This is a genomic window from Polynucleobacter arcticus, assembly GCF_013307205.1.
GTDB classification, from domain to species: Bacteria; Pseudomonadota; Gammaproteobacteria; order Burkholderiales; family Burkholderiaceae; genus Polynucleobacter; species Polynucleobacter arcticus.
In genome coordinates, this window is sequence record NZ_CP028940.1 from 719,071 (window position 1) to 732,099 (window position 13,029).

A 13,029-nucleotide genomic window follows, 5' to 3' on the forward strand; every position below is an offset into this window, starting at 1 on the left:
CCTTGCATGGAGAAATGCAACAGAAATTGAAGAATCCTGATGGATTTTGTTATCTATTTATTAGATTAATACTATCTAAATTATTAATTATAAAAATATATTAAAAAGCCTCATAATGGACCCTGTTTTAGGCAACTATTTTTATTCATTACAGGAGAAACCATGTCGTTAATTAACACCCCAGTTCCACCATTCAAGACCCAAGCTTTCCACAACGGTAAATTTATTACTGTCTCCGATGAGACTCTCAAAGGTAAATGGTCTGTACTCGTTTTCATGCCAGCAGCTTTTACATTTAACTGCCCAACAGAAATTGAAGATGCGGCTGATAACTATGCTGAATTCCAGAAGATGGGTGCTGAGGTATACATCATTACTACCGATACTCATTTTTCACACAAAGTGTGGCATGAGACTTCACCTGCAGTAGGCAAGGCGAAGTTCCCATTGGTTGGTGATCCAACTCACACACTCACACGTGGTTTTGGTGTACACATTGATGAAGAAGGCTTGGCATTGCGCGGCACATTCATCATCAATCCAGAAGGCATCATCAAGACTGCTGAGATTCATTCCAATGAAATCGCTCGCGACATCTCTGAGACAGTACGTAAGCTTAAGGCTGCTCAATACACAGCAGCTCACCCAGGTGAAGTTTGCCCAGCGAAGTGGAAAGAAGGCGCAGCCACATTGACTCCATCTTTAGATCTCGTAGGCAAGATCTAAGCTTTGTAGTCAATATGCACTAGTAATTAATAGACTCTCTTCGGAGAGTCTATTGGGTAGGATCAGAAGCAGATTTCCTACCCAATAGACTCATCAAAAAACATCGGGACTCATCAGGACTCATCAGTAATCAAGACCAAGGAATACATCATGTTAGATAACAATATCAAATCCCAACTCAAGGCCTATTTTGAAAAAATAGTGAGCCCGATCGTTCTGGAAGCCACTCTCGATGAGAGCGCCTCATCTGCTCAAATGCTGGAGTTGCTGAACGAGGTTGCGGAGCAATCTGACAAGATCACTGTAAAGACTGCGGGTAAGAGCCAAAATATCCCTAGCTTTACAGTTGGTAAATCCGATGAAACTGCTCGCATTGCATTTTCCGGCTTGCCAATGGGTCATGAGATGACTTCCTTCATCTTGGCAATTTTGCAATCCAGTGGCTATCCACCGAAAGTGGAGCAAGATGTCATCGACAGCATCAAGGGTCTTGAAGGTAAGAAGCGCTTTCAGACATTTATCTCCTTGTCATGCCACAACTGCCCTGATGTAGTGCAGGCCTTAAACCTCATGGCTGCCCTCAATCCGAATATCGAACACGAGATGATCGATGGCGCCCTCTTTCAAGGTTTGGTTGACCAACACCAGATTATGGCAGTACCGACCGTCATTTTGAATGGCGAAGTGTTTGGGCAAGGTCGCATGAGCGTTGAAGAAATTGCTGCCAAACTCGATACCAGCTCCTCAGCACGCGATGCCGAAAAGTTAAGCGCAAAAGCTGCATATGATTCATTGATCATTGGTGGAGGGCCTGCTGGCGCCTCTGCAGCAATCTACTCCGCCAGAAAAGGCATTAGAACAGGAGTTGTGGCTCAAAACTTTGGTGGTCAAGTTGCTGATACTGTAGGTATTGAAAACTTCATCTCGGTTAAAGAGACCGAAGGCCCTAAATTGGTGATGGCACTTGAGCAACACGTGAAGGAATATGACGTCGATCTCATGAACCTACAAACTGCTAAGGGCTTAAGTAAGACTGGTGATGAAATTGCCATTACTTTGGAAAATGGCGCCGTTCTGAAGAGTAAGACCGTAATTCTCAGTACAGGTGCACGCTGGCGCGAAATGAATGTACCCGGAGAGCAAGAGTATCGCGGCAAAGGCGTGGCTTACTGTCCTCACTGTGATGGCCCTTTATACAAAGGTAAGCGCGTAGCAGTGATTGGCGGCGGAAACTCCGGAGTTGAGGCTGCGATTGATTTAGCGGGTATTGTGGATCACGTCACTTTGATTGAGTTTGATACCAAGCTGCGTGCGGATGCGGTACTACAGAAAAAAATGTATAGCATGCCTAACGTTACGGTGATCATGAATGCCTTAAGCAAGGAAGTGTTGGGTGCTAATGGCAAGGTAACCACTCTGCGCTACGAAGATCGTGCTAATCAACAGATGCATGATGTCGCACTAGAAGGGATCTTTGTACAGATTGGTTTACTGCCTAATACTGATTGGCTTAAGGGTGTGATTGATCTTTCTCCTCGCGGTGAAGTCATCATTGATCAAAAGGGTGAAACATCCATGCCTGGCGTGTTTGCAGCTGGAGACTGCACTACAGTTCCCTTCAAGCAAATCATCATCGCTATGGGTGAAGGCGCTAAAGCCTCCCTCTCAGCATTTGATTATTTGATTCGTTCCTAAGACTTCACAGTAGGAATTGGATGTAAAAAAGCCCCGATTATCTCGGGGCTTTTTTTTGCTTTGCTTAGTTTAGTTTAGTTTAGCTTAGATCATCGCTGAGCTTGATGTGCCATCTGCAATAGCTCTGCTAAGTGTTTCACTTGACGACCCGTTTCTTGCTCAATCTGCTCCCTACAGCTAAAACCATTCGTGAGAATAATGGTCTCCTGATTGGTAGCTCGAATCGCTGGCAGCAAGACTAGCTCACCAACTGCTTTTGATAGCTCCACATGCTCAGGATTAAATCCAAATGAGCCGGCCATACCGCAGCAGCCACTATCAATGTAATTTGCTTTAGCACCCAAAGCGCTGAGGAGCGCTACATCACCCTTAGTGCCAAATAAAGACTTCTGATGACAATGAGAATGCACCAAGATATCGCAATCTAAAGGTGGCGGCACATAACCCTGTTCATGCAAGAAATCCCCTAACAAATAACTGCTAGATGACAATAACTTCGCTCTGGGATCATGAGGAAAGAACTTCAATAGCTCATCTTTAAATACGGACATGCAGCCCGGCTCAAGACCGACCACGGCAATCGGTGAATCAACACCTGCATCAATCTGGTCCCCAATAGAATCTAGAATTTTCTCGAGCTTTTGCTTGGCGAGATCTAGATACCCAAAGTCATATAGAGGGCGGCCACAACACAAAGGCGTCTTTGGCAAGGTTGCCTCAAAGCCTGCATGTGCTAGCACCTCAACGGCAGCATTAGCGACCTCAGGGTGGAAATGCTCACAGAACGTATCGACCCAAAGAATGACTTTCTTCTGCCCAATACTTGCAGGCTTTGATTGCTTGAATTGCTTTCTAAAAGATTGGCTAGCAAACTTCGGCAGGCTACGCTCTTGCGCTACACCACCAACCCATTTAGCAATGCGAGATAACACTGGAGTTTGCATCACGCCATTCATCAGCCAAGAGAACGGGCTCGCTAGTGGAGCCCAGTCGCCAATGCGGCCCATGGTGAGAGCCTGACGAGGCCTGCTATTGGTCTCGTGATAGTGAGACAAAAACTCCGCTTTGTACGATGCCATATCGACGTGGGCAGGACAGTCGCTCTTGCAGCCTTTACAGGAGAGGCAAGTATCTAGCGCCTCTTTGAGCTCTTTGCTTTCCCAGCCATCCCGAATCACTTCACCCTGCAGCATTTCCCAGAACAGTCGTGAGCGACCGCGAGTCGAGAAACGCTCTTCTTTGGTGGCGCGATAGCTAGGGCACATCGTACCTACTTTTTCACTACGGCACTTACCCATACCAACGCAACGCTCAACCGCTCTTTGGAAACCATTACCCTCTTGGCTCAAGAAATTGAGACGTGTCTTGATGTTGACTACTTTATATTCCGGACCCATGCGTAGGTTTTCATCTACACGGTAGGGATGTACTACCTTACCTGGATTGAGTTTGTTCTGCGGATCCCAGATCCGTTTGAACTCATGCATCGCACCCATCAACTCTTCGCCAAACATAATTGGCAAAAATTCTGCTCTAGCTTGGCCGTCGCCATGCTCACCAGTAAGTGACCCCCCAAATGCCACTACCAGAGTTGCAGCATCCCGAATGAAAGATCTAAATTTAGCGACGCCTTCTGCACTGCGTAAATTAAAAGTGATGCGCGCATGAATGCAGCCATCACCGAAGTGTCCATAGAGTGATGTTTCATACTCGTAGGAGTCTACTAATGCCTGGAAAGCTCTGAGGTACTCGCCCAGGCGATCTGGATCGACTGCGGCATCTTCCCAGCCGACGACTGGATCAGGAGAATCGGGATCGATCGATAGATGGGTTGCAGATGCGCCATTCTCACGAATAGACCAAATGCGTTTCTGCAACAAAGGATCAGGGACCAGCCAAGTTGAAGGCTGAGGCCCTTTAGTTCTTACCTTGAAATACTCCTCTGCTTTTTCAGCCTGAGCGATCGAACCCTCTAACGTGTCATCACCGAACTCCACTACCACCCAAGCGTTTCCAGGTGGCAATAAATCAATTTCAGCCTTAGCTAAATTGCGCTGCTGCAAACCTCGAATAATTTTGTAATCCAAACCTTCAATTGCGATTGGATTAAAGGATTGGTATTCAGGCACGGCATCGCCTGCAACATAAATATCTTCAAAACCCAATACCAAGACAACGCGCTTAGCGGGACTTTTCACCAGTCGCACTTTGGCAGCCAGTGTTAACGCACATGTGCCCTCAGTTCCAACCAAGGCCTTCGCCACATTAAATCCATTCTCCGGCAAGAGTTGGTCTAAGTTATATCCAGAGACACGGCGCTTGATATTCGGAAAACGAGCACGAATGAGGTCGGCATAACGATCACGTAAGGTCAGCAAGTCTTGATAGATCTGACCTTTACGTCCACCAGCAGCAATAATGTCTTGCAATTCTTGATCCGATGTTGGGCCAACCCAAAAACGCTCGCCGTCGTAAGTAAGAATCTCTAAGGCTTCGGTGTTCTCCAGCGTCTTACCTGCCATCACCGAATGGGCACCACAAGAATTATTAGCCACCATGCCGCCTAAAGTGCAGCGGCTGTGCGTAGAGGGATCCGGGGCAAAAGTGAGGCCATGGAGCTCAGCGGCATCGCGCAAAGAATCACAAATCACGCCCGGCTCAACCACTGCATTACCGGCAGCAGGATCCAAAGAAAGAATGTGATTGCAATACTTGGAGATATCAAATACGACCGCATTATTTACGGTCTGGCCGTTCATAGAGGTGCCTGCGCCGCGCATCAACACAGGCGCTTTATTGCGGTGGCAAATTTCAATACCTTTGATAAATTCTTCGGTATTTTTTGGAGTGACAACCCCAATCGGAATTTGACGGTAATTCGATGCCTCTGAGGCATAGACCGCCTGATGGGCTGTATCGAAATGCACAGAGCTACCTAGAGCTGCTGTCAGCTCAACATTGAGCTGCTCCCACTGAGAAATACCACCCATAATCAATCCTTGTTAGCTACGATTACCCTGCTTAGGCATTGTTTATTCTAACAATTCTGGATGATTTGTGATTTTTTCCAAATAAATCAAATAAGCTAAATTGGGCCTGATTTAGGGAGTCGTCTTGGCAATAAAAAATGCCTTGGGAACCTCAGTACACCAAACAACGCCATCACCAACTTGACCCGTTTGGCAAATAGTGACAATGCGGTCCATAAAGATCTCAGCAACTTCATCATTGCAGACAATTTCGATCTTCACTTTCGCAGAATAGTCCGTGAGCTCATCCTTAATATTGGACTTACTGGTCCGATTAGGAGCGCTACAGCCTTCAACCTTGGTCACCGTCATACCCGGAAATCCCGGGGTTTCTATTAATGCCGTTCTAAGAGCGGCTAATTTATTTGGGCGTATTACCGCCTTGACTTCCATCATGCTTCCACCTCTTTATCTTCAAACCATCTATATAAGACGGGGAGTACTAGCAATGTTAATGCTGTTGAGGTAATTAATCCAGAAATCACCACTGCTGCGAGAGGGCGAGTGACCTCTGATCCCGGTCCGCCAGAAAACAGCATTGGCACTAAAGCCAGCATCGCTACCGAAGCAGTCATCATGACGGGCCTAAACCGGTGACCGCAACCATGAAGTAATGCATCCTCCATGGTGTAACCGTCCTCACGCAACTGCTTAATGAAGGAGATCAATACGACGCCGTTCAGCACCGCGATACCCCATAAGTTAATGAAGCCCACCGCTGCAGGCACTGACAAATACTCTCCTGTAATGAACAAACCAAAGACTCCCCCAATAGAAGCAAACGGGAGCACCAGGATGATAAGGCCGGCCAAACGGATGGACTTAAAGAGCATGAACAGCAGGAAGAAAATAGCAAGAATGGTTAATGGAATGATGACCATTAAGCGTGCCATAGCACGCTCCATATTTTCAAACTGACCGCCCCACTCCAGGGTATAGCCTTGAGGCAACTCTACCTGCTTGGCAATACGATCTTGCGCCTCTTTCACAAAGCCACCAAGATCTCGGCCTTCCACGTTAACGCCCACCACCAAACGTCGCTTACCCGATTCTCGTGAGATCTGTGCAGGGCCGTCGACTAAAGTAATTTCAGCCAAATCACGCATCAATACTTGAGCACCCTCTGGAGAATGCAGGATAATATTTTCGATGGCATCCACTTTATTTCTATAGGACGATGGGTAACGAAGCATCAATGGAAAGCGACGCTCTCCTTCATACACGATACTAGCCTGCTTACCACCGATAGCGGTTTCAATGACCTCGTTGACATCCGATACATTGATGCCATAGCGTGCGATGGCATCTCTATTGATCACAATGTTGAGGTAGTTTTGTCCAGAGGCCTGCTCAATACGCAAGTCGTTACTACCCTTCATCTTAGTCAGAATTTGACTAATTTGAGCACCTAACTTTTGGAGCATGACCATATCATCCCCAAAGATTTTGATCGCAACCTGAGAGCGTACCCCAGAGACCATCTCGTCAACTCGGGCAGCAATTGGCTGTGAAATAGATAACTCAATACCAGGGAGTGTTTTTAACTTATTACGAATTTCTTGCGCTATTTCTTCCTGACTCAATTTTCTGTCGCCCAAAGGCTTGAGCGTCACAATCGGATCAGACTCATTTGGCTGACCTGGATCCGCGGGAGACTCCCCTTTTCCTAAACGCGAGACTGCCATCTGAACATCTGGAATAGTCATGATGCGCTTAATTGCTTCAAATTCCAGCTTGATTGATTCATCCAAGGAAATATTGGGAGCACGAACAATCACCGGAGTAATTGCCCCCTCTTGCATCACCGGAATAAATGCCTTACCAAGTAAAACAAACCCCACCAAGCTGACAACCAAACCAATTAAAGAGCGCTTCACCACTAACTTCGGATTAGCCAAACTCCAATGAAGCCAACGCTCGTAAGGCGCACGTAGGCGAGCTACTAACTTGGTGTCATCCTCACTACCCCCCTTAAGGATGTAGGAGCATAAAACTGGTGACAAGGTAAACGATAGGATGAGAGAGATAGTCAACGCAATAGCAATCGTGATGGCCATTGGCGCGAACATTTTTCCTTCCATACCCTCGAGCGAAAGGAGGGGCATGAAGACCAAGATGATGATGCCAACACCAAAGAGCACTGGAGTTCCAACCTCGGTAGCGGCCTCTAAAATAATTCGGTTCTTGGATTCTCCAGACTTTAAGCGCTCACCTAATTTCGCAAAGGTATTCTCGACCACCACCACCGATCCATCCACCATGATGCCAATGGCAATCGCAAGACCTCCGAGCGACATGAGATTGGCTGAAATGCCATAGCGGTTCATTACCAAGAACGTCAGGAGCGGTGTGAGGATCAGAGTAGCTACCACGATAAGTGATGAACGCACATCCCCGAGGAATAAAAATAGCAAGATGACGACCAGAATGACGCCTTCGACTAAGACCTTAGCCACGTTAAACATCGCCGCATTGACAAGATCTGTACGATCGTAAAAAGGCACAATTTGCAGGCCATCGGGTAGTAACTTGCCCTCATTAATTTCGGCAACCTTGAGTTTGATCCGATTGACGACATCGCGCGCATTACCACCACGAATCATCTGAATAATGCCGGCAACACTCTCGGTGTAACCATTCTTGATAGCCGCACCCTGACGGACTTCACTACCAATTGTGACTTCAGCAACGTTCTTTACATAAACCGGAATCCCCTTCACTTCTTTGAGAATAATTTTTCTAATGTCTTCTGGTTGGGTAATCAGGCCAACTCCTCGAATGAGATATCGTTCTGCGTAAGTGGGCAGTTGGCCTCCACCAGAGTTTGCATTATTTCTGGCGAGTGCCTCATATACCTCGCGCAAACTAATTTGATAGTGGCGCAATCTTTCTGGATTGACTAAGACTTGGTATTCACGGGCATAGCCACCTTGGGTATTAATCTCTGCTACGCCAGCTACAGAGCGCAGCATCGGTCGCACAATCCAATCCTGTATTGTGCGGCGCTCCTCTAGCTCCTCCACGGTTAACTGTCTATCTCCATCCGAAGGATGATCGAGTGTGTACTGATAGATCTCGCCCAAACCTGTTGATGGGGGCGCCATCACCGGCGTAATTCCCACGGGCATCTTGGAGGCAACTTCAATTAAGCGCTCGGTGACCAACTGCCGCGCAAAATACAGGTCTGTTTTTTCAGTAAAAACCAAAGTAATGACAGAGAGGTTATTACGATTAAGCGAGCGCATTTCAGTCAAACCAGGCAAACCGGTCATTGCCAGCTCAATCGGCACCGTGACAAAACGTTCCACCTCTTCAGGTGAGCGGCCTGGCGCCTCTGAAGCAATCTGCACTTGTACATTGGTGACATCTGGGAAAGCATCTACCGATAAGCGTTTTGTCGCCAACAAACCAGCAACCATCAGCACAATCGCAATAATGACTACCAATAGCCTTTGCTTTAGTGAGAGACGAACAATTTTCTCAATCATGCTAATTATCCGCCGCTCAGCTGTCGCTTGCGCTCAGTATTCAGATGAAATGCACCATCGACCGCAATTTCTTGCCCCTCTTTGAGGCCAGAAATAACCGGACGATAGCCCTTCCCTTCCGGCCCTAACTTGACGGTCACCATGCGATAAGTATCGTCATCTTCGCGAATGAATACGTGGTCATAATTATCTTCCCGAATTACTGAACTGACTGGCACTAATAATCGCTCAGTAGGTTGACTTTCAATCAACATGGTTGCCAACATACCGGGCTTGATTAAGCCATCTTTGTTAGGCACTTCCATTCTGACCACTACCGTACGGGTTTGCGGATTCACAATGGAATCGACGTGCGCTACTACGCCTTCCGTCTGCGCATTTTTGAGGGCAGGAATAATCAGAGTGACTTTTTGGCCTTTACGAATCAAATAGGAACTGCTCTCTGGAATTTCTGCTACAGCCCATAAAGAGCTCAAGTCAGCTACTGTAAAGAGCGCATCTGCAGGCTGCACTACCTGCCCTTTGTTAATTTTCCGCTCAACAATTTCCCCGGGGATGGTGGCAATAACATTATTAATGGATTCAATCACGCCCGATTTTGCGAGGCGATCAATGCTAGCCTGATCCATTCCCTGTACTCTGAGCTGGTCATTTGCCGCCCGAAACTCGGCCTTTGCACTACTAGACTCCGCTTCGCGTCTTTGTAATTCAGCCAAAGCAATCACGTCTTCTTTAAACAAAATTCTGGCACGGTTGGCAGCTTGATCTGCTAACTGGCTGGCACTTTTTGCTTTTAAATACGAGAGTTGGGACTGCGTTAATTCTGTGGATGTAATCTTTGCCAAGATGTCACCCTGCTTTACCATCTGACCAGGAATCGCTAGGATTTCAGAAACACGACCGGTCACATTTGCACCAATACGCGACAGAAATAGTTCATTGAAATCAATGCGACCAGACGCGCGCAGCTCTTCCACAAAAGAGCCGTTAGCTACCTTTCCATCAGCAATCATCTTGCGTAAATCGTCATTCACAATCACCACATTGGGGTCTTGAATAGACTTAATCATCGGACTTCTATCAAACACATTGAAGTAATTGAGGATGATCAGGAATAGAAAAAACCAAGGAAGATAAAAGAGACCCTTCTGTGTCCATTGGGGGCTCTTGTCGTATTGCTGCGCCACACGTGGCAAGTGCTCACTAAACCAGGTATGGGTAAAGGTATACAAATCATTTTGGGTTTTGACGACGGTGGCAGCCCAGTCCTGAGCATAGGCCTTGGCAACTGCCATATAGCGGGCGCAGAACTCTTTTAACTTTGCCGTCATTTCCGTAAACTCTTGCTTCATTGCTTTCCACTTTCAATTTTGGCAACCCACTCTGGGGTTGCTCTTAAACGCTCAATCTCAGTAACCACTGAAGCCAGATCAAACCTCGCCTTAATCAAATCATTACGAGCGATCCTAAAGGTTCTTTGCGCATCTAAATACTCCAGCATTCCTCGCTCGCCATAGCGATAAGAGACCTCTGCAATGCGTCGTGCACTAGATGCCAGCTGAACAACCTCTTGATCCAGAATTTTGACTTGATAACTGGTGATCTGATAGAGCTTATAAGCCGTCTCCATCTGCTGCTCAAGGCTCTGGCTTTGGGCGTTCAATTGATTTCTCGCCTTCGATGCATTGGCCTCAGCCTCAGCAATTTGGCCACCCTTGAAGTCCCAAATTGGAATGCTCACCACCAAACCATAAAGGCGATCAGTAAAGTTGGGGTCGTTATATTGCTGTGCCTTTACAGAAAGTTTGGGCAGTCGAGAGTTCTGCTCAAAACTCAGCTTAGATTCGGTAGCCTCCACTTCTGCTTTTGCCCTCTGCAAGTCTGGACTTTGTGCATGCAACTCACTTAACAAGATCGGCAAAGAGGGTAATGTCTCCATCTTGACGGGTAGCGTGACGACTTGATAATCGGCTGGTAAGTTATGCCCAACTACCTGCCTCAGCTGACTTTTAGCCTGATCCACTCGGAGCTTGCTCGACTCAGTATTAATTTGCGCGTTCAAAAATTCAGTCTGCGCACGAATCAGTTCAAAGCGTGCAGTCTCACCAACGTCATAACGTATTTGCATGCGATCACGAATCTGTTTTGTCAAACCTAAATCTTCTTCGGCAGCTTTTAATTCTGCATCACGACGCATCAACTCATAAAAGCGTTGCTGCACTCTAGAAATCATTTCTATTTCGAAGGCAATACGTGTTGCTTCTGCAGCACGCACATTGGCCTCAGCAGCGTTTACACGCGGAAACCGGGTGTACGGCATATCCAGCGGCTGGGTCACGGACCACGAAGAAACGTTGCCCGTTGTTAAGGGGCCCGTCGCTGATCTTTGCTGGCCAGTATTCAATTCAAATTCTGGATTTGGGATGGCACGTGCTGTGGACAGCTGCCCTCTGATTGCCCTAGATTGATCTCTGGCGGCAAGCACCTGAGGGCTGGAATCGAGTGCAATCCGAATTAATTCATTGACGTTGAGTGGTTTTTGACCTTGTGCATTGATTCCGCCTGAAAAAAATACACAGGCAGCTAATATCGACACAGGTTTTATATATTTCATTAATGCAATTTTAGATAAAAATAGAATGAATCATTATCCTGTCTATACAGATGACGGGTCGGTAAAAATTCTCGAAAAAAGGGCTTGAAGCACTGTTTTGACTGGATATTTTGCGGTTTGGTGCGGAAAAGTCACAGTACAAGCATTTATAAAAATTAAAACGGCCTTGCCTTGACGTTCAATTAACCTATTTAAAGAACCCTTCAGGCCTCATTGACGGCATTGAGGATCTATTTTTTGGCAGGCTACTTCACAGAATTCCCTTTCATTAAAAACAAAAATCAGAATAACAAGGTAATTATTCAGAATAAAGCAGAATTTAAATGATATTAATTCAGTATTTACCTGAATATTTGCTAAAAAAATACCCTCAAAAGAGGGTAAGAAAGAGAACTGCTGAGTTCTTCTGAGTTCTGCTGAGTTCTACTAATTACTTGTTGGTCCTAGAGTTTCAATAAGGAAATCCGGACTCTTTTTATCTCCCCCAATTTTTTCCATGGATCCCATGCCTTTTTATAACTTTACTATAGGCAATCAGGCTTTTCAGTAAAAGCAGAGATATATTGATTATAATTTCGTAAAAACCTGATAATGCAATATAACTATCGTCACCTTTACTACTTCTGGGTAGTCGCCAAAGAAGGCAGCATGTCTAAAGCTGCTGAGCGGCTGGATATGGCCATTCAGACTATTAGCGCCCAAGTACATGAATTAGAAAAATCCCTGGGCTACTTGTTATTTAAGCCTGCAGGTCGCGGTCTCGCTTTAACTGAATCAGGATTTGCTGCCTTAGCAATCGCTGAGCAAATCTTTCTCCTCGGAGAAAAGTTGCCTGAAGCAGTCAGAGATGCGGCTATCTCTCCCAAAACCAAAATTACAGTTGGTGTATCCGATGGCTTATCAAAGCTGGTGACCAGACAACTCCTTGAGCCTATCCTAGAAAAAAATGACGTTCAGTTGATTGCCCATGAGGGTGAGTTTGAGGATCTCTTAGCTGACCTAGCATTACATCGACTGGATATTGTCTTGGCTGACCGGCCCGCGCCAAGCAATAAAAATTTACACGTATACAGCGAAGAGCTCATGAAATCCTCTATCGCTTGGTTTGGCGTCAATAAAGTATTAAAGCAAACTGAAAAATCTTTTCCAGAATGTCTCAATGATTTACCCATTCTTTTGCCAACGACCCATTCCAAGGTGCGCCATTTGATTGATCAATGGTTTGCAAAAAATGGTATCAATCCCCATATCGCTGGCGAATTTGAGGACAGCGCCTTACTAAAGACTTTTGCAGCTAGTGGATTAGGTGTGTTTCCTGCGGGACAAATTATTGAAAAGAATTTGAAAGAGACTTACAACATGGATATGTTTGGCAGCTGCAAAGATATGTATGAATATTTTTATGCCATTCGTTCAGAAAAAAAGATTCAACATCCTTTGGTAGAAGCCATTATCAAGCGATAGGCATTCAAGAAAA

At 46.0% G+C, this 13,029-nt stretch carries 8 protein-coding genes; 3 read left to right on the plus strand and 5 right to left on the minus strand.

The features are described from left to right. Nucleotides 1–162: 162 nt before the first annotated feature. Complete coding sequence (gene ahpC, locus DN92_RS03660) at nucleotides 163–726, plus strand: alkyl hydroperoxide reductase subunit C (protein WP_173959983.1); 564 nt, start codon at nucleotides 163–165, stop codon at nucleotides 724–726. Between the two features lie 150 nt (nucleotides 727–876). Then, nucleotides 877–2,421, plus strand: a complete 1,545-nt coding sequence (gene ahpF, locus DN92_RS03665; RefSeq protein ID WP_173959984.1) for an alkyl hydroperoxide reductase subunit F — start codon at nucleotides 877–879, stop codon at nucleotides 2,419–2,421. A gap of 89 nt (nucleotides 2,422–2,510) precedes the next feature. On the opposite strand, the gene DN92_RS03670 is transcribed toward ahpF, so the two are convergent. The 5 genes from DN92_RS03670 to DN92_RS03690 form a co-directional block, all read right to left on the minus strand. Beyond that, the gene (locus DN92_RS03670) at nucleotides 2,511–5,411 is read right to left on the minus strand and encodes an FAD-binding and (Fe-S)-binding domain-containing protein (protein WP_173959985.1); all 2,901 of its coding nucleotides are present in this window, start codon (nucleotides 5,409–5,411) and stop codon (nucleotides 2,511–2,513) included. Nucleotides 5,412–5,522: 111 nt separating this feature from the next. Continuing rightward, nucleotides 5,523–5,846 (minus strand): P-II family nitrogen regulator, encoded by a 324-nt coding sequence (locus DN92_RS03675; RefSeq protein WP_173959986.1) that lies wholly within the window; start codon nucleotides 5,844–5,846, stop codon nucleotides 5,523–5,525. Beyond that, entirely contained in the window at nucleotides 5,843–8,938 is a 3,096-nt protein-coding gene (locus tag DN92_RS03680) for an efflux RND transporter permease subunit (protein WP_173959987.1), read from the minus strand. Before DN92_RS03680 ends, DN92_RS03675 begins: the two co-directional genes overlap by 4 nt. 5 nt (nucleotides 8,939–8,943) lie before the next feature. After that, nucleotides 8,944–10,290 carry an efflux RND transporter periplasmic adaptor subunit gene (locus DN92_RS03685; RefSeq protein ID WP_173959988.1) on the minus strand — a complete coding sequence of 449 codons (1,347 nt, stop codon included), beginning with the start codon at nucleotides 10,288–10,290 and terminating at the stop codon, nucleotides 8,944–8,946. Further along, on the minus strand, nucleotides 10,287–11,552 hold the full coding sequence (locus DN92_RS03690; RefSeq protein WP_173959989.1) for a TolC family protein: 1,266 nt from the start codon (nucleotides 11,550–11,552) through the stop codon (nucleotides 10,287–10,289). Before DN92_RS03690 ends, DN92_RS03685 begins: the two co-directional genes overlap by 4 nt. Nucleotides 11,553–12,143: 591 nt before the next feature. On the opposite strand from DN92_RS03690, the gene DN92_RS03695 reads away from it, so the two are divergent. After that, on the plus strand, nucleotides 12,144–13,016 hold the full coding sequence (locus tag DN92_RS03695) for a LysR family transcriptional regulator (RefSeq protein WP_173959990.1): 873 nt from the start codon (nucleotides 12,144–12,146) through the stop codon (nucleotides 13,014–13,016). Nucleotides 13,017–13,029: the final 13 nt, after the last annotated feature.

Coding starts and splice junctions, on each gene's coding strand:
- ahpC (WP_173959983.1), top strand. CDS start 163: ATGTCGTTAATTAACACCCCAGTTCCACCATTCAAGACCCAAGCTTTC.
- ahpF (WP_173959984.1), top strand. CDS start 877: ATGTTAGATAACAATATCAAATCCCAACTCAAGGCCTATTTTGAAAAA.
- DN92_RS03670 (WP_173959985.1), bottom strand. CDS start 5,411: ATGGGTGGTATTTCTCAGTGGGAGCAGCTCAATGTTGAGCTGACAGCA.
- DN92_RS03675 (WP_173959986.1), bottom strand. CDS start 5,846: ATGATGGAAGTCAAGGCGGTAATACGCCCAAATAAATTAGCCGCTCTT.
- DN92_RS03680 (WP_173959987.1), bottom strand. CDS start 8,938: ATGATTGAGAAAATTGTTCGTCTCTCACTAAAGCAAAGGCTATTGGTA.
- DN92_RS03685 (WP_173959988.1), bottom strand. CDS start 10,290: ATGAAGCAAGAGTTTACGGAAATGACGGCAAAGTTAAAAGAGTTCTGC.
- DN92_RS03690 (WP_173959989.1), bottom strand. CDS start 11,552: ATGAAATATATAAAACCTGTGTCGATATTAGCTGCCTGTGTATTTTTT.
- DN92_RS03695 (WP_173959990.1), top strand. CDS start 12,144: ATGCAATATAACTATCGTCACCTTTACTACTTCTGGGTAGTCGCCAAA.